Here is a 24960-nt window from a genome sequence, read left to right as displayed (position 1 = left end):
CCGGGAGCCGGGAGCCGGGAGCCGGGAGCCTTCGGGCTCACGGAGGAGTGGCTCCTGCACGATGGGGACGTTGTCCCGTCAGCGATCATCCTGTCCCACAAGGAGCAGCTCGATCGGCTTGCGGTCGGCTGTCCGCAGGCGTTGCCCATGGCTGTTGTGGCCGGCGACCCGTGTATCGACCAACTGCGTGCCAGCCTCCCCTTCCGTGAGAGCTACCGGCAGGCGTTCGGGCTCTTGCCGGGTCAGCGGCTCGTGGTCGTGTCCTCGACCTGGGGAAGCGGTTCGGTGCTCGGCTCACCGCGCGCCGACGTTCTCCGTCGAGTGTTGGCCGAGCTTTCCGTTGAAGAATTCCGCGTACTCGCGGCTATCCATCCGAATTCCTGGCATGGTCATGGCTCGTGGCAGCTGCACAGCTGGTTGGCTCCGTTTCTAGGTTCCGGGCTTCTCCTGCCGGTTCCGGAAAGCGACACATGGAAGGCGGCCCTCTGTTCGGCTGATTTTCTTCTGGGAGACCACGGCTCCTTGACCATGTATGGAATTGCATTGGGAATTCCCTGCGTTCTCGGCGCCTTCGATGAATCGAAGGCGGCACCCGGATCCCCCATGTCCAGGCTCGGCCGGATACTGCCTCGCCTGTCCGCCGATCGGCCAGTGCTGCGCCAGCTTGCCGCCCTGCACGGGCAGCGGGACGATCCGGAGCTCCAGGCGGTCGGAGAGACCGTCACATCAGAACCGGGCCGCAGTGCCGAGTTGCTGCGCCGACTGTTCTACGCCTGGCTGCGGCTGGACGAACCCGCCCATCCCGCGTCCGTGCCCGCGATACCCATACCGTCGCAGCCCTCCAGCCCGGGCACCCGCCGCGTTCCTCATGAGGCGCCCATGTTCGTCACCGTCTCCGTGACGGACGACGGCACTGTGGCAGTCGACGGTGAAGTGATCGTCCGTCGCTACCCCGCGGCGCAGCAGCACGGCCATGGCCCGCACATCGCCTCGTCTCATCTGACCGCCGACCGTGACGACCCGGACCGCCGATGGCCGCGTACGGCCGACGTGCTGCTGGTGCCGCGCGGGCGCACGGCGGGCCGTCCGGAGGACGACCCGTGGTGCGCCTATGCCGCGGAATCCTCCGGCTGCGGGCTGCTCGCTGCGGAAACGGAGGAGGACGGGTGTCTGGCGCTGCTCCCGGATGGCGGTCGTGTGCGGGTGAGCTGGCTGGAGCGTCCCGCCTGGGCGGCCTTCCCCGTGGCGGCGTCGGCGGTCTACGCCTGGACGGTGCGAGAGCGCGCTGCGGGGACGGCCCGTGCCCGCCCGACACGGTCGGAGCGGATCGCCGTGCGCGCCGGCGACCTGCCCGACGCGGGACTGCTCGACCTGGCCTACGTCTGAGCCCACCACGGCGGCGGCCTGTGCATGCTGGCTCCTACTCCTCCTCTCCGCCCTCCCGCTCCAGGCGGTGCTGTGCCTCACCCTCGTGAATGCTGCCTTCTTCCGCGAAGAGCGCGCGGGCGGACGTCCAGTCCTCGACGGCGGCCTCCCGCTCCCCCAACTGCACGCGGACATCTCCGCGCAGCAGGAGGGCCTGCGCGGCGTAGTAGGCCGACCCCACGCCGGTCATGCCGTCCACCGCCAGGTCCAGCGCCTCGACGGCTTCGCGCAGTCGTCCGCAAGCGCGGCGGTTCTCCGCGAGACGCAGCCGGGCCTTGGCCATGTTGAAACGGTCCGGTCCGTCCGGAAGACCCTCGAACTCCTCGACCGCCCGGAGAAGTTCACCTTCCGCGGCGTCGTGGCGCTCGAGCGCCGTGTACGTACTACCCAGGTGCAGAGCGAGGAGGGCCTCGCCACGGGGATGGTCGATCCCCTCCAGTGCCGCTTGGGCACGGCTGAACAGATCGATCGCGTGCCCGGGGCGCTTGAGCTTGCGTTCGAGCAGTCCCAGCCCTTCCAGGACGCTGGACTCCGTGCGACGTTCACCCTCGCTCCGTCCGGGTACACCGGGGTTCACCAGGCTCAGCGCCTGTTCGAAGTGCTCCCGGGCCAGCCGCGAATCGCCCTCCTCCACGTTCCAGCGCTCAAGATGCGCGAAGCCCACCTCGTAGGACGCACGGGCCACCGCCATCGTGTCACCGGTCTCCAGCGCCGAGGCGAGACCGATCTCGGCCGCCTCGATCCACTGGGTGTCGCGCCCGGTACGGAGGCAGAAAGTCCGGATGGCCTGACTCAGCCGCCACGCCTCCAGATGAAGCCCCGCCTCGGCGGCCAAACGCACCGCGGCGAAGATGCCCGCCTCGCGTCGAGCCAGCTCACGCAGAGCCTCGGTCTGTCGGCGCTCGTCGGCTGCCGTGTCCGCCGGGAAGGCGTTCATCGGGCTGTAGAGCCAGCGCGTCGACAGCGTCTGCTCACCCCGCTCGGTGATCCGCAGGAAGTGATGGACGATCCGCCGCCGCACCGCCTCGCGTTCACTTTCCGTCTCGTCGCGCTCCGCGACGATCGACGCGTGATCGTGGACGAGGATGTGCATCCGGTACGTGTCGAGACCCCGGCGCTCGACCAGACCGCCCGAAATCAAGGCGCTCAGCGCGGTGCGCGCCTCCGACGGCTCCCAGTCCGATACGAGCGCGAACACAGTGTCCAGCTGGAAATCCTCACACATCAGCAAACCCAGGCGGCGATAGAGCTGCGCCGTCCGCACGGCCATGCGCCCGTAGGCCAGTTCGAGGGCTTCCGGCAGGGGATTCGGATCGTCCACGTCGAGCAGCTCCTGTCGTGCGGCGCGGTCGGCGAGCCGGGCACCGACGTCCTCTATAACGCCGGGGACGGGCGCCTTCAGATGTCCGGCGATCAGCCGCAGAGCTAGCGGCAGGCCGCCCAGGTGCCGGACAATCGGTTCAAGCTTGGCCGGATCCTCGGTGGTACGGCTCACCTTGACCAGCAGTTCCAGAGCGTGCTCGTCCCGCAGCGCCGGAACCGGGAGCGGAAGGAACTCCAGGAATGTCGTCAGGTCGTGCGGTGCCTCCTGCCCCGTCATGAGGACGACGCCGTACGGCTGGTCGGTCAGCAGGTCACGCACCTGACGGGTCGTCGTGACATTCTCCAGCAGGAAGACCACCGAACGGTCACGCAGTTCGTGACGCACCCGCCGCGCCTTGGCCGGGACGTCACCCGGACGCTCGTCCCTCGGCACGTCGAGCTCTTCCAGCCAGCGCTCCAGCACCACCGCTGGGTCCACCATCCTCCCACCCTGCATCCCAAGGTCGGCCTGGAGGAACACCCCGAAGAGGACGTCCCGGTGCGAGTGGATCCACTGTTGCGCCGTGCTTCGCTTCCCCACCCCTCGTACACCGCTGAGGAACACGGACGTCAAGGTCCCGGCCGCCCGGCACGCGCGCCAGTGACCGTCCATCTCCCGGAACAGAGCTGTGTGGTTGACGTAGTGGAGAAGAGCCAAGGACGCCTCGGCGGGCGTCGCCCTCGTCAGAGCCTCTCCGACGAGCTCGCGCACCTCCCGCACGGCGTCGGGACGTTCAGCGAACAGTTCCAGTACACGACTCGACCACTCGTCCGTGATCTCGGTCACCGTGCCCTCGTCGCCGGCCTCCCCTGCCTCCAACGCCTGGCGACGAGCTTGCTCCAGTTCGTCTCCAACCGCCGCCTCCTCGGCTCCGTCACGGACGAACAACGCCACCAATCGGCCCTTGCCCCAGGTCCAGGCGTCCTGCACGGCGTTGCCCACCAGGCTGCTGATCACGATGCTCCCGAGAGCGACGATCTCCGGGTCCACTGCACTCCCCACGAACGAACTGGAACTGTGGTCACTTCACCGTAGGGATCACACGTGCGCGTCCGCAGGCATTCGAACCAACGAGCCACGTGCAGATTCACGCACGACTCCCCGGCCGCAGCTGTCTGACCGACTGCGCGCGGACCTGCGGTCACCCGCCACCGGCGCGGGCCGCTCTCTGGCATGTCGCAGGGCCCGTTTGCGGCGTCCAACGGGCCCGCCAGGCTAGCTCGCCATGCCGCAAGCGCCCCGAGCCCCGCGTCGTACAGGCGTCCTCGGCATCAACCATTGACTACTCTCTGCTAAGTTTCAGTAGCATTTGGTGATCACTGAGAGGTTCTGTTGGCCGCCCACGCAACATTGCCGGGAGATCCGGCACGGCTGTCCCATCTGAAGCAAGTGTCTCCTGACCTGGCTGACGACTACATGACGCTCGAACTGCTGGCAGCGGGTCTGGCGGGGATCCAGGCCAACCAGCAGAAGGCGCTGTGGAGTTCCGCTCAGCCTTCTGTCGACCCCACAGGCTTTCCCCCGGCATGGAAGGCCGGTGTAACCCGCCTGCTCTGGAGGGCGTTGGAGGACGGCTGCCGCGAGGTGACTTCACATGCGGATGTTTTCCGCTGGTGTCGCGTTCCTCTCGGGCAATGGCCCTTGGCTCTGTGTGTCGCTCAGAGCGATTTTGAGCTCCTTCTGATTGAGAACGGTCGGCCGTCGGCCTTTGCCGAGCAAGCCGCGCGGCTCCTGCTGTCCAAGGATCCCGAAGCGGAACTGGTCGAGAATCGGTGCTACGAGCTGATGATCGCCGTGGCCGACCGGAACGGGGAAACCGAACAGGAGGTCCAGAACAACTACGTTCAGCTCCGGGGCTTTCTGACGAAGCACGCGGTCGCTTCCGACATCGACCTTCTCGGTCTGCTACGGGCCTTCCCCGCCAAGGACGCCAACGGGCAGCCGTGGGTGAAGCACTGGTTCAGTCAGTGCTACCGGGCTCAGCCGGCCAGCGGCGCCGTCGTACTCAGCTTCTGCGACGGCTGCGAGAACCCGGTCTCCGGTCAGCGTGGCTGTGGCACGCCGGGCTGCATGGGCGGTCCGGTTGCCCGAACTGTGGACATCATGTCCGAATACTTTGTGCAGAACAGGGCTGTTCGGCGCTTCTTTCACGATCCCGGGCTGGCAGAGCAGCGGATGTTTGCCGCCCTGGAGCCGGAATTTGGACAGCGCCTGCGTCCTTGGTGGGGCATGGACGCGGTGGACGTGGCCATCGACTTCGAAGGCACCGGGAAGATGGGAGTCGGTGAGTGGTGGGCCGCCGATGTGAAGGATCACGCCAGCGCCACACTTCTCGGGCGCTCGTTTCGTTGGAACCCACGTGCTGCGTCGCAGCGGCGGATCCTCGTCATCGCGCAGCACCGCTTTGAACAGCCCGATTACGTGGATGACCTCACCACTTCGCTGCAAGGGCGCGTACAGGGCATCGAGATCATGAGTGAGAATGCGTTCGTCGCAGCCGCACTGGCGCATGACGGGCGGCGGCGATGAGCCGGGATATTGAAGGCTGGTTCGAAGCGCTGGAAAGCAAGGCGGCGTCGTCAGGCGTGGCCGAGGCCATCAAGCCCTTCTTGTCGGCCCGCGAGTTCTTCCGGGTCGAGCTCGGGCTGTTCTTCCTGTCCGAGTACGCGCCCGGCCAGCCCGCCACCCTGATGCGTAAGTTGCTTGACGGGTACGCCCTGCCGGGTGCCGGCACTGAGACCGTCGTGCGAAACGTGCGTCGCCGCATGGGGCCTACGGCGCGGGGCGGACAGTGGAGGCTGCGTCTCAACGACTACTGCAAAGTGCCTGCTCACCTGCGCTTGTTCGAACTTGACGAGGGTGCCGGGACGCGCGTGGTCCACGGCAGCGTTCTTCGTCGCCGCGGAAGTTCCACGCTGCCGGAGCGGGAGCAGGTATACCGGGACGCGATGTCGGTGCCCGTGGCCTACAAGGTGGAAGCGGGTCATGATCCCGCGTCGCCGGGGATGCGGGTGCGGCTCAAGCGAGCGGACGGCAGCATCGTCCGGTTCCGGATTCCTGACTGGCTGGAGGAGGCCGCACCCGAGCGTCGCCTGGAACCGAAGACGCACAGAATCAGGCGTCCCTTCCCGCAGCTTACGGAGGACGACTTCCACCAGGCGGCCAAGGAGATGGATCAGCGTCTCCGTACAAGCGAGCGATATCGTACGGAGAACTTCACCGGCCGTGTAGAGAGGATGGTCTTTTCTCGCACGGACAGCGAAGCCGGATGCCTGACAAACGGCCTCGGTATCTTCACGATCGACGGACTGGCTCAGGTCGTGGGCCTGATGAACTCGGGGAAGACGACCTTCAACGACGTTCTGGTCAAGATCTGTACCGACCGCGGGCTCAGGGTCGGGTACCTGGTCTCCTCCGTCGGGAACGCACTGGAGAAGGTCCGGTTCTTCCGGAGTCTGGGCATCGACGCAGTTCCGTTGATCGGCCACAGGAACCGTCCCGCGCACGTGGCACGTTACTGGGACGACCTTCTCTACGTACCGGACAACGGTCAAGCACCGCCGCTCCCGGACGGCAACGACGAGGTAGCTGCCTTCGCTACCGACATCTGCCTGCTGGACAGTCTCCTGGAACCTTCCGGTCCCGTTGCCGCGCCGCTCTCGATGGATGAGCGCCCCTGCCGGGACAAGCTCCGCGTCGACACCTCGGGCAAGCGAGCACCGATTGTCGACTGTCCGCTTCTCGCGGTGTGCCCGGCACAGGCAGCTGTACGCCGAATCCCGACGGCACAGGTCTGGGTGGCGACGCCGGCCGCTCTCCTCGCCAGCAGGGCGGAGCCCGCCTCGTACAAGACGCAGTGGGTGATTCCTGCCCAGCACGAACTCGACCTCCTCGTGGCCGACGAGGCCGACCAGGTGATGACGCAGTTCGACAAGGCGTTTATGCACCACGAACCGCTGACAAGTCCCGACGGCTGGAGCAGCCGCATTGCGCTGGCCTGGCATGAGGGGTTGGCGCGCACGTGGTACCGGCCGATGGCGGACCGGCAGGGACGGCGTTACCAGCAGTACGCGACATATCACGCGGAAGCTCTGGCCGGGTTGCTGCCGCTACTCATGAGGCCGTCGGCCGAGGGGCAGGAGGAGGCCAGGGGCTCGGGCAGTGAGCTCTTGGAAGAGGTGACGGCTGACGGGCCATTCAGCGGGCACACCCTGCTCATGCAGCTGGCACGGGCCTTGCACGGCATCACCAGCCGCGTCGAAGAGCAGCAGCAGTCGCACCTGTGGGAGCGAGCCGAGGAGTATTTCCACACTCACTTCGCCCGGCTTGTCGAAGACCCATTCGGTTCCCCTCCCGCCGGCCTGAAGCCGCTGCTCGACACGATGACCTCTGGCTACGACACCGAGATGAGCGCCGAGGAAGTAGCCCAGGACTGGCTCACGCACCACATCCCAGAGGACATGCCCGACCCCGGCGATCGCTTGGCCGAGCTCGCGCGAGTCCTCGTCGCGGGCTGCTGGAGTGCCCGCGTCACGACCACTGTGTTCGAGCTTTCCCACATGCAGGAATCGCTCCGCGCGCTTATGGCAGTGGAGGACACGAACAACCTGCTCGCTCACCAGCCAAGGCCAGAACTGCTCGCGGTTGTGCCCGAACAGCCCATGGGCAACATGATGGCCCTCCAGTGGACCCCCAGCCCAAAGGAGGGCAGAGGGTCACTGGACTTGCTGTGGCTTCGCGGGGTCGGACGGTGGCTGCTCTATCACCTGCACGACCTGCTTGCCTGTGAGGGGGTCGAGGGCCCGCACGTGCTGCTGTCCTCGGCGACCAGCTACAACCCGCTCTCCGCCCGCTACCACATCGACGTGCTCCCCACACTGATCCTGCACGAGCCTCCCGACTGTGCCGCTGCCATCCGGGAAAGCAGGTTCTACACCCGCCCACGGCGGCGCCCAGGGCACGAACGCGGCATCTACGTGTCAGGAGCCGGAGGCCGCGGCGCCCGCCAAGCCGCCGTGCGGGCGATGACGGACGCCGTCTGCACCCCCGACCCCGGAGCGGCCCTGTCTCTCCTGGAACAGGTGCTCCAAGGATGCGATCCTGAGCGCCGAAGGGCTCTGTTCGTGGTACTCAGCACCGAGGACGCAGCCACCAGCGCCCATTACATGAACACCCGGACAGCCGTGCGTGCCGTGCACGTCGTACCCGACCGCCGGGCTCCCGGGCTCTACGGTCTCAACCATCGCCGCATCTCTGCCTTCCCCAGGACCGATGCCCAGGTCATGGCGGCTGCCGAAGGCTCTGCCGGCCGCGGCCACAACATGCTCAACGACAGCGGGGTCGCCGCCATCCAGGCCATCTTCTATCTGGCACGCCTCCACCCCCCGCCCACCGACCTCTCCTTCCCTCTCGCAATTCTCAACGCCCAGGCCATGCAGCGTCTTCTGAAGCCGATGCTGTGCGACACCCCCGGCACCGACGCGGCGGGCGAGATGAGGAAACTGGCGTACGGCGCCCGTGCCACCTGGGGCACGATGATGGGCCGCCCCCTCAACTTCCGGGCGATGAAGGACGACTACCTACGCCACGCCTTCATTGCAGACCAGTCAGCTTCCCTCTACCAGACAACCGGTAGGGGGCTGCGCGGCAATGTGCCCGTCCAGGTCTACCTCCTCGACGCGGCATTCGCCCCGCGCGCGGCAGACCCTCGCGACACCGCCCCGGACACCGAGCGAACCAGCGTGCTCATCGCCTGCCGAGAACTCACACGCCGAATGCTCACCGATCCAGGGCCGACAGCCGACTCCCACGTGCGCCTCAACCATCAGATCTACACCGCCACGTGGGGTCTGCTGGGACACCTCCTCGACACCATCGACTGGGGATAACAGACATGACCGAAGCCGACAGCACGGCAACGGATTCCGGCACGAAGAAGCCGCCGCCGCGCTACGACCACATCATCACGCCCGGCTTCGTGGCGCGCCGCGGAGCCACACTGCCCATCACCGTACACACGGCGAAATTCCCACCGTCGCTCCTGGCACGGCTTGAACGCGCCTGGAACAGCAACCCGAAAGCGCGCTCCCCGTACCTGCCGACCTACGCCTTGCGCGAGCTGATCGAGCAGGTGGAACCCGCCGTCCTCGCGGTCGAAGGCCGGCTGGGAGACGGTCCTTGGCTCCACGCCATGCGAATGCCCCATAACGAGCTTCCCCTGCAACTAGCTCTCGAATTCTGGATCACTACACACGTCGCGCCCCATCAGAACGACGTCGACTGGCCCACCATGGTGAAACGCGCCCTGCCACTGGAATGGGCGCAGGCAGAGGTCGACCTTCTGGCCCACGGCAACGCCGCAAACGGAACAGCAACCCCGCACAGCAGCACCTTCTCCCTGCTTGCCACCTACATTGCCGGATGCTGGGTGGACGAAAAGCTATCCCTGCCAGGGCACACCGCGAAAGGCTTCTCGGTTCTTGGTCAACTGACCGACCGCGGTGAGCGCAGCATCTACAGCTGGCCACCCCGAGAACTTGACGATGACGGGGCCTACGGCCTCTGGACCCACCGGACAGCACTGCGTGTGGTCTCCATGCCCCACGACGGTCGACTCATCCTCCGAGCCGTTCCCCACATCGCCCGCTTCGGCGGTACGCAGCCTGCGTACATCCCACGCCGCGGCGACACCCCAGCCACGGCCACCATCCTGCTCTACCTGGCCAAGGGCGCACTGCGTGACGTCGAGCGCCCCATGCTCCTCCGCGCACCGGTCACAGTCAGCGGCAAGAAGGAGGACATGCGGTGGCAGTGGCAGCCTGGCATCGCGCGCATCCTGCCCTCCCTCCCAGCCAGCAACCGCTACCCCAACCCCGAGGACGTCCGAACCGACCCCCGCCGCGCCGCAGGCGTCAACCGCAGCGCCGAAGAGGACAAGGAACCCACCGCGCTGCTGCTGCACGCCACCGGCTACACCTACCTCACTCGGACCGATCTCGCTGACGTCCAACCGGAATTCAGCACACACGGCCACCCTGCGGAAAGCGGCCTGCAGCCCATCGACCACCTCACCCTCTTCGAGCACCTGAAGGAACCGCTCGCAAAGCTCAACTTCGACCCGCTCCCCGCCTTGGACAGGACACCCCAACGCCGAGCCCCTCGGCTCGCCCCTGCACGCGAGGACGCCCACTACCACTTCGAACTCTGGCACTGCGCACCGAAGACCTATCAAGCAGTCCATCTGGCCCTCACCAAGCTGCTTAACTACCAACACCTCGGTGAACGCAGCACAGAACCTGGCGTTCACGACTATGCCGGGCCCACCAAGATCACACTGGTCCTACGCAATCCCGGGACCCTCGTTTCCGGCCTGCCCAAGCCACCGCCACACGCGGACCCAGAATCCCGCAAGGCGCACCGAAAGCAGGAGCGGGAGCAGCGAGCTGAAGCACTGCGCAAGGAATTCCCCGAAGCCGACCACATGATCGGCTGCCTCGTGGAGATCGACAAACCAGTCAACTTCGCCATGGCCGGAGAGGACGACCCCAAGCGGTTCCTGAAGGACACCCTGCCGGAGCTGAACCGGCACGTGCAATGCCTGCACCCGGTCACAGCGGCTCCCAAGCCCGACGCCAAGAAGGCGGGGCTGAAGCCCTTCGAGGACAGCGACATCCGCTGCGAGGACGTGCAGCGTGCCGCTTCCTCGGTGAAGGACCTCCTGCGCTCGCTCGGCCATCTGCCCCGCCTGCCGGCACCCCGCAGCGTCAAGGGCCGCTTCGAACTGGCCACCCTGCACGTCGCTCAGGCCGGCTCATGGATCGTCCCATTCGTCCTGCGCATGGATACCGACGGCAACACCACAGCCCAACTCGTGGCGCGTCCTGGCTATCCGCACGAAGCGCCCATTCCCATCGAACACCTGCCCCGAGCTCTAACCTCCGGACGAGGGCGAATGCGGCGGCGTGACAGGGCCCAGCTGAACGACTTCATCACCCAGGCACTCGCAATCGACTCCCGCACAGAGCGACTCTTCCTCGCCCGAGCGCAGACCCTGCGCAACAAGGATGTGTGGTCCTGGCTGCAGAATCCCCACATCACGCCGGACTCGCTCCGGCTCCCTGGCGAAGACTGCGCCCACCCCAACCGCGCCGAAGGCCGGCGCCCGGAGGACCTGCCCGGCCTGCGCATCGTTCGCGTCAACGAGGAGTCCTACGAGATCCCGCTGGCATTCGGCGCCAACCTCAACGACGAGACCGATGCCCCCGCCACCGACGGCTCACCCGACGAGACCAGCGACGAAGAAGCGCACGCAGAGCCGACATCCGGTGCAACCGAGCTGCCATACGAGGAGTGGGGCAGGTACTCCGGCGTCGTCCCGTGGAACGACCACGTCTTCCTGGCGATCAACCCAAGGCCGGATACGCATCAGCTGCCCAAGACCGTCTCCAAATATGCGGCAGACGAGCAGAACGCCACCCGCCACGGAGCCAACCCCACGTCCCTCGAGATCCACGTCTCCTTCAAGCAACCCCGCGACCACGCCTCCGACCTGGCCGCGTACGTAAACAACCTGCGCAGGTGCCACCTCCACACGGAAACCGCGACGCGCATGCCCCTGCTCCTGCACCTCGCCAAGCTCATGGAGGAGTACATCAACTGAAGCCAGAAGAACGCACACCCGAAACCCCTAAGTACCGACTGGCACGCGGGCCCAGGCCCGGAGATCCATTCAGCAGCGGTGAGTATGGCGGCGGGTCCCCGGCGCACCTGCCCACGCGCGCCAAAGCACTGCGCGCCACGAAGGGGCACCGGCGCGCAACAGCGACTATGTGCTGGTGACCAGCTGCCCAGTCACGGAACCCTGGTGTAGGGGCCGGGGATTACACCTGCGCGCCTCCGAGGGAAGCGGCAACATAGCGGATGATCGCCGGTTAGCCAAACCGGCGATCCCGCGCATCATTGTTAGTCCACCGCCACCACCTGCCCCTACGTCGAAAGGCGCCACCCGACGACCAAGCGCGACACGCTCATGGCCACGGTGCCGTCAAGCGATCACGCCGCCGCGTAGCTCGCCCGGAACAGATCCTGCGCACGCTCCACGTCCCTCGGCGTACGGAGCTGCACCTCCAGATCACCCGTCCCGTGGTGGCCGAGCCCGGACACGTCCCGGGTGTAGCCGGGAACGAGGTCGACGTGCTTCGGGTCGACCTTCAGGTAGACCAGAAGCTTGCTCCTCTGAGGCGGACAGACGCAGGCGAAGTTCCGCAGACGCTGATACGCCCGGTACTGCTTGCGCTCGACGCGGTTGACGCTGTCCCCGAGGCCAAGCAGCACCTCATCAACCGCCTCCGCCAGCTCCGCCAGCGCCCCGCCCTGCTCTCGCGCGGGCGGCAGCCCGGCCGCGCTCCGGCGAACCCGCCGCGCGGCCGGCGTCCGCCCGGTGACGGAAGCCACGGTCTCAAGTCCAATCAGGTCCTTACCGAAGAACCGGTAGCGGACCAGGTCGATGCTGCGCCTGTGCTCGCGTACGGCGTGCCCGTCGTAGCGGGTGAAATCGCCGGCGACACAGATCAGCCGGGGTGCGCTCCACAGCACCTGGGACGCGGCCGATACCCCGAGCCGGTCGCGGACCAGGTTCCGGAAGGCGTCCTTGTGCGCCATCAGCCACGCCATGTAATACAGGCCCTGATTGATCACGCCGGCCGCGGTGCCGCGCTTGAACTCCACGACCACCGGCGCCCCGTTCTCATCGAGCCCCAGCGAATCGATCCGGCCGCCGTCAGCACAGTCGATGACGTACTCGCTCGCCAGGAACTGCACCCCCAGCATCGTCTCCATGTGCGCCTCGACGAGGCCCTGCACATCCGCCTCGACCTCGGCAAGACGCGGCGCGACCTCCGTAACGCCGCCATTCGTCGTGTGGAACAGCTTCAGGCCCGACACCTTCCCCTCCTCGGCTCGAAGATCGAGAACGCAGGAGAGGGGTAGATCTATTTCCGCGCGGGCGCACCGAACAGGTGAGGAGATGTGAGACGGTGACCACCTGGCACAGTCGGGAACCCCTGCATCCCATCCGTCCCAGAGGTGCCCTCGTCCCACATACGTCCCACAAAACCCCTGGCAGCGTGTCAGTGAGGAAGAAAGTGGCAGGTCAAAGCACCTGCCGACGAGATGCGCCAGGCGCCTTCTAAGCGCTTGGCCGCAGGTTCGAGTCCTGCCGGGGGCGCCCAGTCTCCGCCCTCCTTCGGGAGGGCTTTCTTGCTGGTCAGAGGACGTGCAGCCCCACGCAGAAGAGCGCCGGACCCACCCCCGGTGATCGCGGGGAGAGTCCGGCGCTGTCCGGCTGTCACCGGGTTTCTGCGGGTGGCTGCGGTGAATACGCGGTGACGTCACAGCCCACCTAGTGAGGGAAACGCCCCGGGCATGGCACCCCGCGCTGGCAGGATGGGGCGATGGTTCGCAGGCCGTACCCGACATACCGTGACCAGTCCTATCCCCCGACGGCGGCAGTGTGGAGGGCGCTACGGGAGCTCCGCGCGGCACCGGGCTACGCGAGCAGCGGCACACGCCAGAAGTTGTTCAGTGCAGCGCTGGAGCAGTCGGAGCAACTGTTCACCTCGGCAGCCTCGGCTGGGCCGGCTTCCCGACCTCTCGTGCTCTTCTACGGCCTGAGCCAGGCAGGCAGAGCCATCGCGGCGTGCGCCCAAGTCCCCCTGGACAAGTGCCGCTTGAACGGCCACGGAACATCCGCCACCCAAATGGATCAGCTCGACCTGGGCTCCGTGATCATCAAGGACAAGGGCAAGGCGGGAGCCGAGTCGTTCACGCAGGTTGCAACGATGCTTGGGTCGCGATCTCTCCCTGAAGAAACCCGTCTCGCTGACGTGTGGTCTGCAATCTCGGAGGTCAGTCTCTGGCCCTTGCAGTCCTCATCCCGTCCGCAGCTCTCAGTGCGTTGTGGCAAACCGGATCTTGTTCGAGCGGCAGCGGGTGATCATCTGGACGGAGGTTCGGGTGCGGTCGCGGGCATGAGAGAACGGGCCCCCTGGTAGTGACGCGGTTACGACACCAGCACGACCAAGGAAGCCCGTTGCCTGATCAGTTGAGCAGTCTCTGTACATGCGTCCACCGCGGTCACCCCTGGGTGTGACTGCTACGTGCACCGGTTCGGTTCGATCGCTCCGGGACAGCGGGCAGGCTGCTATCCGAGTGACATGACGGATGCGGAGTGGGCCGAGGTCCGCGTCGCGATGCCGGTGCCGGCCTGGCTCCTGAAGCGGGGCGGGCGTCCGGAGGCGTACTGCCACCGGACAATGCTCGACGCGGTGCGCTACCTGGTCGACAACGGCGTGAGGTGGATGGCCATGCCGGTCGATTTCCCGTACTGGCGGGCGGTCTACGACTTCTTCCGCCGCTGGCGGGCCTGCGACTACGTGCGGGAACTGCACGAACGCCTGCGCCGCATGGCGAGGGAACGCTCAGGCCGCAACACCGAGCCCAGCGCGGGAGTCATCGACAGCCAGTCGGTGGACGCCTCCGAGACCGTCGGCGAGGACAGTCGCGGATACGACGGCGGCAAGTCACGTGACGGGCGCAAGCGCCACATCCTGACCGATACCGACGGCCTGCTCCTGGAAGTGACCGTGACCACGGCCGATGTGCACGACTCCAAGGCCGCCCCCGCACTGCTGGAGACATTCATGGACCAGCCGGGCCGGCTGCTGAAGCTGGTGTGGGTCGACAGCGCCTACCAGGGGCCGGCGCTGGCGGAGGCGTTCGCCCGTCACGGAGTCCGGATCGAGGTCGTGCGCCGCTGCGACGGGCAACGCGGATTCGTCGTACTGGCCCGCAGGTGGGTGGTGGAGATCTGTCAAGCACAGTGAACTCATGGAGTCGGTTGCTGTGCTGTTTCGGCGGTCTCGGTCCAGATGCGGCGGCTGTACCAGCCAGGCGGACGTGTCCGGCGTTCGCGGAGTTCGGTGAGTTCTCGCTGGTCGGCATGGGCGATGAGGCGGTGGGGCCAGCAGCTCTCCCGGCGGGTGGTGATCCAGCCGCGGTTGATCCAGGCGTAGAGGGTGGAGGTGGTCATGTCCAGCTCGGCGGCCAGGTGCTTGAGCCACCACTCGTCCGGGCCGGGCTCCTCGCCCGGTGGTGCGGGGCGGTGTCGGTGGGTGCGGCCTGCTGGGCAGGCGAGGCGGCGCATGAGGTCGCGGACGGTGGCTGCGGAGATCCGTTTGCCGCCCTTCGCGGGCCGGAAGCCCTCCGCTTCCAGGCGGTCGGCGATCCCGCTGGCGCCGATGCCCTGGCCTGCGAGTTCGCGGATCCGATCGGTCAGTTGCGGGTAGTAGCTGAGCTGTTCCAGCCGCTGGACCGGGCGGACGAGCTGTTCCGAGGTGGTGGTCCCGCCGGCCCAGACGATCGTGACGTTCACCCGCTCGCTGGTGCCGAGCACGGTGACGACGACCTTGTCGACGACCGCGCGGACGATCTCCTTGCGGTCCGCTGTCGTGGTGCTGTCCGCACGCCATAAACCCTCGATGTCGCCGGCCAGAGCCGTGATGGTCTGCCGCTCGGCGGGCGTGAGGAAGTGCGGGCTGCTGCGGGCGAAGCGGTCGTAGTCCTCGCCAAGCCGCTGCTGAGCGGCGAGTGCGTCCTCCCATTCCTTCTCCAACTGGCGCACGACCAGGCGGTTCTCCGGCTCGGCGAGGTGGTTGTCGGCGTACACGTGAACGTGGCCCTGGCAAGATTTCCGTGAAGCTGGGGTGTGCCACCGTGCGCCGGTGACGCTCCGTCACGGGTAGCGGCACTGTCAGCGAGTGTGACGATCTCGCACGGATCATGTCTCCGCACCTCGATGCGGTGCGGGTGGAACAGGTATGGGCGGAGGCCGACACAGTGCATGTGGCGGCCCGTACTCGAGAGTTGATGGTGGCGTGTCCCGGCTGCGGTCGCGGTTCTGCGCGGGCGCACAGTCGCTATATCCGCACGTTGGCCGATGTCGCTGTCGGTGGGCGCCCGGTGCTGATCGGGCTGTCGGTGCGGCGGTTGTTCTGTGACAGCCCGAGCTGCGGTCGGCGGACGTTCGCCGAGCAGGTCGAGGGGCTCACAGTGCGCTACCAGCGCCGCAGCCCGCTGCTGCAGCACCTGGTGGAGATGGCCGGGGTGCTGCTCGCCGGCCGGGGCGGCGCCCGGCTCCTGCAGATCCTGAAGGTGCCGCTGTCGCGGACAAGCGTGCTGTTCCACTTGATGCGCTTGCCGCTTCCGTCGGCAGCGGCTCCGCGGGTGCCGGGCGTGGACGACTTCGCGCTGTATGCGGACGTCTACGGAACCCCGCTGGTGGATGCCGATACCCGGTTGCCGATCGAGCTGTGGGCCGGGCGCGACGCCGAGCAATTGGCCGGCTGGCTGCGGACGCATCCAGGTGTTGAGGTGGTCTGCCGGGACGGCTCGCTGGTCTACCGTCAAGGCATCACCGACGGCGCCCCGGACGCGGTACAGGTCAGCGACCGCTTCCACCTGTGGCAGGGGCTGTCGAAGCGAGTCGGGGATATCGCCGCCGCCCACCGCGGCCGCCTACCCGCCGCAGTACCCGACCCCGAACCGGCACCGCCACCAGCAAACCCAGCGGGACCGTCCGACCAGGCCGACACCCCAGCCCGCCGCCACGCGAAGCAGCTGTTCGAGGCGGTGCACGCGGTGACCGATACCGGTCGCTCGCTCAGCGCCGCAGCCCGCGAGCTGGGCCTGAACCGGCGCACCGTGGCCAAGTACGCCCGAGCAGCCACCTGGCAGGAATGCGTACGCCGCACCCGACCCCGCCAGCCCACCAGCCTCGATCCATACCTGGAGTACCTGCGACAGAGGTGGGAGGAGGGCGAACACACCGCGACAGTTCTGCACCAGGAGATCGTCGCCAAGGGCTACCGCGGTCACTACCAACGGGTCAAGATGGCCATCGCGCCGCTGCGCCGCGGCCTGCCGATCGACACGCCGCGAGAGCGACCGCCCTCGCCACGGCAGGTCGCCCGCTGGATCACCACCGCGCCATCCCGACGTGGCCTGCATGCCTCCGAGGCAGTCAGGCGGCTGCTCGAGCACTGCCCGGAACTGGACCGCACCCACGATCTGGTGCGGCAGTTCGCCGCCATGCTCGACGCCCGCGACGCCGCCCCGCTTGCGGACTGGCTCGAGCAACTCACCGCCGCTCGCCTCCCAGCCCTGGCCAGCCTGGCCAAAGCCATCCGCGAGGACCAGCCCGCAGTCGTGCAGGGCATCACCACCCCGTTCAACTCCGGCGTCAATGAAGGCCGCATCACCGATCTGAAGCTCCAGAAACGGATCATGGCAGGACGCGCGGGGGTCCCGCTCCTCCGCCACCGCGTCATCCTCACGGCCCTGCTCCGACGACGCTACCCGTGACGGAGCGTCACCGGCGCACGGTGGCACACCCCAGCTTCACGGAAATCTTGCCAGGGCCCGCCTGCTGTGGACAGCATCTTGTTGGCGAGCTGGACGACCTGGAAGTGGTCGACCACGACGGTGGCGTGCGGGAGACCGGTGCGGACGGCGGCGCGGTAGGTGGCCGACATATCGATGGCCACGTACTCGATGCTCTTTCTCCAGGCCAGCGGGGTAGTGGCGAGCCAGGCGAGCACATCGGCGACGGTGCGGCCCTCGACCTGGCCGAGCAGGCCGCCGGCGCCGAGCGCGTCGACGAACCCCGTGTGCCACCGATCGCGCGTCAGCATCCACTTGCCCGTGGCGGGGTCCTGTTCCCAGCGCGGCCGTCCGCGCCGGGTCTCGTCGATGCCCAGCACCTTCACCTCGGCCAGCGGCGCCTGGGTGACCTCGTGTGCGGCGGTGCGGAAGGCGTCCATCACGGTGGGCCAGGACAGGTGCAGGTCACGGGCGGCCTGGATGACGGTGGAGGCGGCGTCGCGTATCCGCTGCCCGGCGGCACCGCGCAGCCGCATGGTGATCCGTGCGCCGGCCGGTAGCTGCGGGATCTGCTCGGTGAAGGAGCGGCGCGGGCAGCCGGGCTCCCGGCACCACCAGCGGCGTTTGTGCCAGCGGAACTCCAGCCCGCTCTCGCCGTACGGCAGATCGCGGGGCCGGGTCGTCGCGGAACCCTTCACCCGGGTGGCGAACACCCCGCATTCGGGGCAGGCCCGTGCCTGCTCATCGGCGGTGATCAGGTGCACCCGGCGGGTGCCGTCCTCCAGCCGCTCCACCCGCGCGACGGCCAGGCCGTCCAGGTCGAGCAGCAACGTCGTATCGTTGTCCAAGCCCGTGGTTTCTGGGTGATCGTTCTGCGTCGAGAACAGAAATGATCACTCATGGCCACGGGCATCCTGCTGTCGGGGCAACCTCCACCACCCGTGGTCCTCACGCAACGTGACAGTCAGTCAGTCCACTCGGGACGACACACCGCTCAAGTTCGAAGACCCTGCATACCGGGCATAAATTTAGATACATCGCGAGTCGTGTGAAATAGCCGTGTCGATGGGTAATTCACCTATGGTGCTGCCATGCGTGGAATCCTGTTGGCCGGAGGCACCGGCTCACGACTGTGGCCGTTGACCCGATCGGTGTCGAAGCAACTGCTGCCGGTCTTCGACAAGCCCATGATCTATTATCCGCTTTCCACACTCGTGATGGCGGGCGTCCGGGAGATTCTGGTCATCACCACTCCCGAGGACCAGCCCCAGTTCCGCCGGTTGCTCGGCGATGGCAGTCAACTGGGCCTGCGGCTGGAATACATGGCACAGCAGCGCCCGGAGGGCATTGCTCATGCTTTCGTTCTGGGGGCCGACTTCATTGACGGCGAGTCGGTCGCGCTGATTCTGGGCGACAACATCTTCCACGGGAGCGGCCTCGGCACCCGGCTGGCCCGCCATCACGGTCAGAAGGGCGCCAGGTTGCTCGCCTACCAGGTCGCCAACCCCTCGGCCTACGGTGTGGTGGAGTTCGACGAGCTGGGCCGGGCGCTGTCCATCGAGGAGAAACCGGCTCGGCCCAAGTCCCGGTACGCCGTGCCCGGATTGTATTTCTACGACGACCACGTCGTGGACATCGCCCGTGCCCTGCGCCCCAGTCCCAGGGGCGAGTTGGAGATCACCGACGTCAACCGCGCCTATCTGGAAGCCGGGGCGCTGCATGTCACCCGGCTTGACCGAGGCACCGCGTGGCTGGACACCGGGACGTTCACGTCCATGGTTCAGGCCTCGGAATTCGTCCGGGTCATCGAAGAGCGCCAGGGCTTCAAGGTCGGTTGCGTCGAGGAGGCGGTCTGGCGGACCGGCCTCATCGACGACGACCGGCTCCGGGAACTGGCCCAGCCGCTGCTCAAGAGCGGATACGGCCATTATCTGCTGGGGCTCCTGGACGACTCCCGATACGTCGTCACGCCCCAAAGGGGCAGCGGATCGCGCCGCGAAGAACTGCTGCGAACCGGGACGGGCGTCGGGGCATCCGGCGCGGGAATTCAGTAGTCGAACAGAACTGCGTGCTGGAAGGAAACAGTCAGGTGAGACCACTTGGCATTGACGGGGCCTGGGTGGACACGCCCAAGGTGTTCGAGGACAGCCGGGGCCGATTCCATGAGTGGTTCAGAGGTGAAAGGTTCCGGAATTCCGTTGGCCAGGGCTTCCGGCTCGAGCAGGCGAACTGCTCTCGCTCCGTTCGTGGAACTCTTCGGGGAATTCATTTCGCGTCCGTCCCGCCGGGCCAGGCCAAGTGCGTCACATGCGTCAGCGGCGCCGTCCTCGATGTGGTGGTCGACATCCGCACCGGCTCACCGAGTTTCGGGAAATGGGAAGCGGTGCGGCTCGACGACACGGCACACGGCTGCGTCTACCTCTCGGAAGGGCTGGGCCACGCCTTCATGGCACTGGAGGACGACTCCACCGTCGTCTACTTGTGCTCACAGGAATACGCGCCGCAGCGTGAGCACGGGATCAACCCGCTCGACCCGGCGCTGGCCATCGCCTGGCCCGAGGACCTCGCACCGCTCCTTTCCGAGAAGGACGCCGCGGCACCCACGTTGGAGGAGACGGAGCTGCAAGGCCTGCTGCCTTCCTATGAGGGCTGCAGCGCCTATCGCAGAAGGCTCGTGAGCAGCTTCTGACCTTCCCGCCGTTGCCTCTCATATTTCCGGTCGACGTTCATCTTGAACGGGGCGCATTGCGTCCGCCCGGGTGATCTCTCTGTGACACGGTCCGATCAGTAACCAATAAATCGCGATGAGTTGAAGAATGGCGCTGTCCGTGGCCGTGGACCGTGAAGGCTTTCCCGAGCACCTTGCGGTGTGGTCACTCCTAAGTTTCGCGACGAAAGGTTCTCAGTGAGCCGTAAAACGATTCGGACTTCACGTGTGAAGTCCGCCACGATGGTTTCGGCGGGTGCGCTCGCCGTCGCGCTCAATGTCGGCTCGTGCGGCGTGGCCGTCGCCGACGCGATCCACCGCTCCGGCGCCGACAGCAGTGTGGGGCTGCCCGGCCCGAGCGTCGCCAAGAGCGCGGGCGACAAGGACAAGGACAAGGGGGAACGTGGTGAGGAGGGCCCCCGGGGCCCGCAGGGCTTCCTGGGTCCGCAGGGTGCGCAGGGTGACCCGGGCCCCCAGGGCGCGCAGGGTGACCCGGGTGCCCAGGGCGCGCAGGGTGACCCGGGTGCCCAGGGCGCGCAGGGTGACCCGGGTGCCCAGGGCACACAGGGTGACCCGGGTGCCCAGGGCCCCCAGGGCCCCCAGGGTGCCCAGGGTGAGGCGGCACTCGACGTCTACACCGTTGTCGGCGCCCAGGGCACGCAGTCGACTGCCCTGTGCCTCGGTAATGACGTCGCCACCGGCGGCGGCTTCACGGGAGTCGCTGGCGGCATCTTCCAGAACGCGCCCGTCCCCGGTACCCAGGGCAGCGTGCCCGTCGGGTGGCAGGTCTCCGGCGTCCAGGCCACCGCGTTCGCGATCTGCCACGACGTGTGACACCTCCCCGGTGAGCGGCGGTGCGGTACGGACCGTCCCCTCTCCCGGAATCAGTGACGGTGCCCCGAGGCTCCCGCCTCGCGGGCATCGTCCGCATTCCGCTCGGCGGACGAACAGATCGTCCCGGCGGTGGACGCCGGGCAGCAAGAGCATCGGAGAGCCATGCGCATCCTCGTGACCGGCGGCGCCGGATTCATCGGTTCGGAATTCGTCCGTCGGCGGCTGACCTCCGATCCGACGGAACGGATCACCGTCCTCGACAAACTCACCTACTCCGGGGTCGAGGCCAATCTGGCACCCGTGGCGGATCATCCCGGCTACCGCTTCGTCCGGGGCGACAATCTGCGACCCGGACGCGGTCGACCAAGTGATGGCGGGCCAGGACGCGGTGGTCCATTTCGCCGCCGAGTCGCACGTGGACCGGTCGATCCACGGTGCCGGGCCGTTCGTGCGCACCAATGTGCTCGGCACGCAGGTGCTCCTGGACGCGGCCCGCCGACACGGCGTCGGCCGCTTCGTCCACGTCTCCACCGACGAGGTGTACGGCTCGATCAGCGAGGGCTCGTGGACCGAGGAGTGGCCGACGGCGCCCAACTCCCCGTATTCCGCGTCGAAGGCCGGCTCCGACCTGCTGGCGCTCGCCTACCACCGCACCCACGGCCTGGACGTAGTGGTCACCCGGTGCTCCAACAACTACGGTCCGTACCAGTTCCCGGAGAAGGTCATCCCGCTGTTCATCACCCACCTGATCGACGGCAGGACGGTCCCCCTGTACGGAGACGGCAGCAACATCCGCGACTGGCTGCATGTCTGCGACCACTGCCGGGGCATCGACCTGGTGCTGCACGGCGGCGGGGCCGGGGAGATCTACCACATCGGCGGCGGGACCGAGTCGACCAACCACAAGCTCACCGGTCTGCTGCTGGACGCGGTCGGCGCGGGCTGGGGACCGGGTCGAGTACGTGGCCGACCGCAAGGGCGACGACCTGCGCTACTCGCTGGACGACAGCAAGATCCGTGAACACCTCGGCTACGCCCCGCGGGTGTCCTTCACCGACGGCCTGGCCGCCACGGTCGCCTGGTACCGCGCACACCGCTCCTGGTGGGAGCCGCTCAAGGAGAGGGCGAAGCTGCGATGACCTCGAGCTGGCTGGTGACCGGCGCACACGGGCTGCTCGGCCGGGACGTGCTGGACGAGCTGGCCACCCAGCCGGACGTCGCGGTGACCGGCCTGGGCCGTGACCGGCTCGACATCACCGACCCGGCGGCTGTACGCGCGGCCGTCGCCGGTCACCGGGTGGTCGTCAACTGCGCCGCGTGGACGGACGTCGACGGCGCCGAGCGGTCCGAGGCGACGGCCACCGCCGTGAACGGCACGGGCGTCCGGCACCTCGCACGCGCCTGCGCGGACAGCGGCGCACTTCTGCTGCACATCTCCACCGACTACGTGTTCCGGGGCAACGCCCGCCGGCCGTACTCCGACGACGCGCCGACAGGGCCCGTCAACGCGTACGGACGCAGCAAACTGGCAGGCGAGAGGGCCGTCGCCGAACTACTGCCGCGCACCGGCTACATCGTGCGCACCGCCTGGCTCTACGGCGAGCACGGCCGCAACTTCGTGGCTGGCCACCATGCTCGAACTCGCCGCCCGGCGACAGACCCTGGACGTGGTGGCCGACCAGCACGGCCAGCCGACCTGGTCGCGTGCGCTCGCCCGGCAACTGGCAGCCCTCGGCCGTGCCGCCCTGGCGGGGCGGGCACCGGCGGGCGTTTACCACGGCACGGCGGCCGGCCAGACCACCTGGTACGGCCTGGCGCGTGAGATCTTCCGGCTCAGTGGTCTCGATCCCGAGCGGATCCGCCCGGTCGGCTCGGAGGAGTTCCCGCGTCCGGCGCCCGTCCGGCCTGCGGGGTACTCGGTCACGGCAACTGGGCCCGGTCCGGCCTCGTACCCCTCCTGCGGTGGGACGACCAACTGACCGCAGCCCTGGACACGCCCGCCTTCGCCGCGCGGGCCGCCGCGGCGCGGCATTAGCGTGGGCCACCAGGACCTCCGAGGTGAGTGAAAGACGGCAATCTCCACTACGCCCGGAGGTCCTGCTTTGATCAACTACCGACGGCTACGTGTCACCAACGTGTCGGCCGAGTACACCTAGACCAGCAGCGGTCCCCCGCACCGCTCGGCGCCCTCCTTCATCGCGATCAGGTTGGCGACCACGTAGGAGATGTTGTTCTTGGAGTGCCACTCGGTCGGGAAGTAGGTCACCAGCCGTGACTTCTGGAACCTGGCCTCGATCTCGGGCACGAAGGTGCGGTACTGATTGTCCGTATAGTACCAGAACGAGTTCTCGTTGTAGAAGGCGACGTGAGTCGGGTCCTGGTACGCGCCCCGGCCGTCGGAGCTGGGCGTCATGGTGAGGAGCATGCCGCCGGGTGCCAGCAGCCGGTACAGCTCGTTGATCAGCGGCACCTTCGCGGGCACGTGCTCGAGGAAGTCCACCGCCCGCATCAGGCCGACGGAGTTGTCAGGCAGGTCCAGCTTCCCGGGCAGGGTCGCGACGATGTCGACGCCCTCTCCCGGGTACTGGTCCACGCCCAGGTAGCCCGGAGGCTTCCGGTGGGCCGCGCCGAGGTCCAGCGCGAGCAGGCCCTGCCGGTGAGTCCAGGCAAGCGCGTTGGCCTCGATGTACTTGTCGTACAGGGCGACCGTCTCGCGCTGGATGTGTGCGTTGATCTGCGGATCGCGCTGTGTGTTGGCGGTGTGCATCCGCTGGAGGTACAGACAGCGGTTGATGTGGTGGAAGTCGCCGATGTGGAACAGACGGCACATCAGATCCTGGTCGTCCAGGACCGTACGGGTGGCGTCGTACCCGCCGACCTTCTCGTAAGCCTCCTTGCGGAACGCCCGCACGTGGTTGGGTGCATACCAGATGTAGGCGACGTTGTGCGGCGTCGGCGCCATGGACCTGGCCTGCAGCAGCGTGCGGCCTTCGACGCGAACCTCCTCGTACTGCCAGCCGTGCTCCTCGTTGAAACGGGTGTCGTCCCGCTTCCCGTCCTCGGTGATCTGCGCAGTGTTGCTGTAGACGAGGACGGCCTCGGGTTGCGTGTCGAACGCCTTGCCCAGCTCCGCCAGGCACGCCTTGGCCAGGAGGTCGTCGTGGTCGAGTTCCACCAGGATCTCGCCACGCGCCAGTTCACAGGCCCTGCGCTTCGATGCTCCGACGCCGCGGATCTCGTCCGCCATCTCCACACGGACACGTTCGTCGGGGTGCTCCGGCCGCCACCGGGCGCCGTTGTTGAGCAGGACGATCCACTCCCAGTCCGGGCAGGTCTGTGCCTGCAGGCTCGCCAGGCACTCATCGAGAAAACGGGGCCGGTGGCTGGGGGTGAAGACGGAGAACCTGGGTGTTGCGGTCGACGTCATTCGGTGTCACCTGCTTGACTCGATGTCGGTGAGGGGCTTACGTCGTCCCGGAACGGTTCCGGAACGTGGGAATGCAGCGAGGGATCGGCCGCGACGGCACGACGGAACTCGTCCTCGGCCTCCTCGGCGCGGTCCTTTTCGACCAGGATCTGCCCGAGTTGCAGATGGGCCGTGGCCGCCTTCGGATTGGCGGCAATGGCACGCTTCAGGAGTCCGATGGCCCGGTCGGGCTCGCTCGACTTCAGCAGAATCGCCTTGTTGAAGAGAGCCGACGGGTACTTCGGATCGATCTTCAGTGCCTTGTCGTATGCCCCTCGGGCATCAGCCGTCCTGCCGTCCTGCTGCGCGATGACCCCCAGGTTGTACCAGGCGATCTTGTTGTGAGGATCGATCTCCAGCACGCGTCGGTAGGTACGGGCCGCCCCGTCGGAGTCCTGGTACTGACTCTGCACCATGGCAGCCCGCAAAAGCGCGTCCGCCTCCCCGGCCTTGCCGGCCACCGACGCGGCCTTGGATTCCGGGGCCGCGGGCGAGTGCGACTGCACGGCCCAGACGACCCCTCCGGCGGCAACCGCTGCCGCTCCGGCGAGCCCTGCCCACAATCTCCTGCGTTTCACTTGGCCACATCTCATGGAGTCGGTGACGAATGGGACGGGTTCGGCTGATCTCGGAGTCCAAACCGCCGTCATTTTCACCAAAGTCAGGAGGATGCCTTTGTAACGCCGCCAGTTGTCGGGGACTTGGGGCAAACAGACCACTCGAATGCGG

At 67.4% G+C, this 24960-nt stretch carries 16 protein-coding genes and 2 pseudogenes; 12 read left to right on the top strand and 6 right to left on the bottom strand.

Translation table 11 applies throughout. The features are described 5' to 3' along the window. On the top strand, window positions 1-1386 hold a 1386-nt coding region (locus tag H4N64_RS44595; RefSeq protein WP_222109815.1), incomplete at its 5' end, for a hypothetical protein. A gap of 34 nt (window positions 1387-1420) precedes the next feature. Here the strand turns inward: H4N64_RS44595 and H4N64_RS36395 are convergent. Continuing rightward, a complete protein-coding gene (locus H4N64_RS36395) occupies window positions 1421-3790 on the bottom strand; it encodes a hypothetical protein (RefSeq protein ID WP_186286868.1) in 2370 nt (789 codons plus the stop codon). 330 nt (window positions 3791-4120) lie between these two features. Between H4N64_RS36395 and H4N64_RS36390 the strand changes: the two genes are divergently transcribed. The 3 genes from H4N64_RS36390 to H4N64_RS36380 are packed head-to-tail and all read left to right on the top strand — an operon-like array spanning window position 4121 to window position 11447. Further along, window positions 4121-5317, top strand: a complete 1197-nt coding sequence (locus H4N64_RS36390) for a restriction endonuclease-related protein (protein ID WP_186286867.1) — start codon at window positions 4121-4123, stop codon at window positions 5315-5317. Then, window positions 5314-8676, top strand: a complete 3363-nt coding sequence (locus H4N64_RS36385; protein ID WP_186286866.1) for a pPIWI_RE_Z domain-containing protein — start codon at window positions 5314-5316, stop codon at window positions 8674-8676. The genes H4N64_RS36390 and H4N64_RS36385 overlap by 4 nt, the downstream gene beginning before the upstream one ends. Before the next feature lie 5 nt (window positions 8677-8681). Continuing rightward, the gene (locus tag H4N64_RS36380; protein ID WP_186286865.1) at window positions 8682-11447 is read left to right on the top strand and encodes an RNaseH domain-containing protein; all 2766 of its coding nucleotides are present in this window, start codon (window positions 8682-8684) and stop codon (window positions 11445-11447) included. A gap of 392 nt (window positions 11448-11839) precedes the next feature. Here the strand turns inward: H4N64_RS36380 and H4N64_RS36375 are convergent, their stop codons facing one another. Beyond that, window positions 11840-12730, bottom strand: a complete 891-nt coding sequence (locus tag H4N64_RS36375; protein WP_186286864.1) for a DUF5655 domain-containing protein — start codon at window positions 12728-12730, stop codon at window positions 11840-11842. Window positions 12731-13239: 509 nt separating this feature from the next. Here H4N64_RS36375 and H4N64_RS46995 point away from each other — a divergent pair. After that, window positions 13240-13839, top strand: coding sequence for a YaaC family protein (locus tag H4N64_RS46995; protein ID WP_418896323.1), 600 nt, complete (start codon window positions 13240-13242; stop codon window positions 13837-13839). Between the two features lie 162 nt (window positions 13840-14001). Next, on the top strand, window positions 14002-14670 hold the full coding sequence (locus H4N64_RS36370; protein WP_222109814.1) for an IS5 family transposase: 669 nt from the start codon (window positions 14002-14004) through the stop codon (window positions 14668-14670). A gap of 2 nt (window positions 14671-14672) precedes the next feature. Here the strand turns inward: H4N64_RS36370 and H4N64_RS36365 are convergent, their stop codons facing one another. Further along, a complete protein-coding gene (locus tag H4N64_RS36365) occupies window positions 14673-15512 on the bottom strand; it encodes a hypothetical protein (RefSeq protein ID WP_186286863.1) in 840 nt (279 codons plus the stop codon). A 113-nt stretch (window positions 15513-15625) separates the two neighbouring features. Between H4N64_RS36365 and H4N64_RS36360 the strand changes: the two genes are divergently transcribed. Continuing rightward, entirely contained in the window at window positions 15626-17206 is a 1581-nt protein-coding gene (locus tag H4N64_RS36360; RefSeq protein WP_186286862.1) for an ISL3 family transposase, read from the top strand. On the opposite strand, the gene H4N64_RS36355 is transcribed toward H4N64_RS36360, so the two are convergent. Further along, window positions 17197-18072, bottom strand: a complete 876-nt coding sequence (locus H4N64_RS36355) for a transposase (protein WP_186286861.1) — start codon at window positions 18070-18072, stop codon at window positions 17197-17199. The two genes, H4N64_RS36360 and H4N64_RS36355, sit on opposite strands and share 10 nt — an antisense overlap. A 243-nt stretch (window positions 18073-18315) precedes the next feature. On the opposite strand from H4N64_RS36355, the gene rfbA reads away from it, so the two are divergent. From rfbA to rfbD, 5 genes and pseudogenes are all read left to right on the top strand, one after another. Continuing rightward, window positions 18316-19278 carry a glucose-1-phosphate thymidylyltransferase RfbA gene (gene rfbA / locus H4N64_RS36350; protein ID WP_186286860.1) on the top strand — a complete coding sequence of 321 codons (963 nt, stop codon included), beginning with the start codon at window positions 18316-18318 and terminating at the stop codon, window positions 19276-19278. A 35-nt stretch (window positions 19279-19313) separates the two neighbouring features. Further along, the gene (gene rfbC, locus H4N64_RS36345) at window positions 19314-19913 is read left to right on the top strand and encodes a dTDP-4-dehydrorhamnose 3,5-epimerase (protein WP_186286876.1); all 600 of its coding nucleotides are present in this window, start codon (window positions 19314-19316) and stop codon (window positions 19911-19913) included. Window positions 19914-20159: 246 nt separating this feature from the next. Then, window positions 20160-20765, top strand: a complete 606-nt coding sequence (locus H4N64_RS46240) for a collagen-like protein (protein WP_222109813.1) — start codon at window positions 20160-20162, stop codon at window positions 20763-20765. Between the two features lie 162 nt (window positions 20766-20927). Further along, window positions 20928-21904, top strand: a pseudogene (rfbB, locus tag H4N64_RS36335) (dTDP-glucose 4,6-dehydratase). Next, a pseudogene (gene rfbD, locus H4N64_RS36330) lies at window positions 21901-22800 on the top strand (dTDP-4-dehydrorhamnose reductase). Before rfbB ends, rfbD begins: the two co-directional pseudogenes overlap by 4 nt. Window positions 22801-22917: 117 nt before the next feature. Here the strand turns inward: rfbD and H4N64_RS36325 are convergent. Together H4N64_RS36325 and H4N64_RS36320 are read right to left on the bottom strand one after the other, a co-directional pair. Then, window positions 22918-24192 carry a glycosyltransferase gene (locus tag H4N64_RS36325; protein WP_186286859.1) on the bottom strand — a complete coding sequence of 425 codons (1275 nt, stop codon included), beginning with the start codon at window positions 24190-24192 and terminating at the stop codon, window positions 22918-22920. Beyond that, window positions 24189-24692: a tetratricopeptide repeat protein gene (locus H4N64_RS36320; RefSeq protein ID WP_186286858.1), complete on the bottom strand. Its 504-nt coding sequence runs from the start codon at window positions 24690-24692 to the stop codon at window positions 24189-24191. Before H4N64_RS36320 ends, H4N64_RS36325 begins: the two co-directional genes overlap by 4 nt. Between the last annotated feature and the right edge of the window lie 268 nt (window positions 24693-24960).

It is taken from the genome of Streptomyces cupreus (assembly GCF_014257025.1).
In the GTDB taxonomy this organism is placed as follows: domain Bacteria; phylum Actinomycetota; class Actinomycetes; order Streptomycetales; family Streptomycetaceae; genus Streptomyces; species Streptomyces cupreus.
The sequence above is the reverse complement of the archived record's forward strand: the minus strand, read 5'-3'. Positions and strand labels throughout refer to the sequence as shown.

Excerpts from the sequence above, each read along its gene's own strand:
- H4N64_RS36385 (WP_186286866.1), top strand. The coding sequence starts at position 5,314 with ATGAGCCGGGATATTGAAGGCTGGTTCGAAGCGCTGGAAAGCAAGGCG.
- H4N64_RS36380 (WP_186286865.1), top strand. The coding sequence starts at position 8,682 with ATGACCGAAGCCGACAGCACGGCAACGGATTCCGGCACGAAGAAGCCG.
- H4N64_RS46995 (WP_418896323.1), top strand. The coding sequence starts at position 13,240 with ATGGTTCGCAGGCCGTACCCGACATACCGTGACCAGTCCTATCCCCCG.
- H4N64_RS36370 (WP_222109814.1), top strand. The coding sequence starts at position 14,002 with ATGACGGATGCGGAGTGGGCCGAGGTCCGCGTCGCGATGCCGGTGCCG.
- H4N64_RS36360 (WP_186286862.1), top strand. The coding sequence starts at position 15,626 with ATGTCTCCGCACCTCGATGCGGTGCGGGTGGAACAGGTATGGGCGGAG.
- rfbA (WP_186286860.1), top strand. The coding sequence starts at position 18,316 with ATGCGTGGAATCCTGTTGGCCGGAGGCACCGGCTCACGACTGTGGCCG.
- H4N64_RS36325 (WP_186286859.1), bottom strand. The coding sequence starts at position 24,192 with ATGACGTCGACCGCAACACCCAGGTTCTCCGTCTTCACCCCCAGCCAC.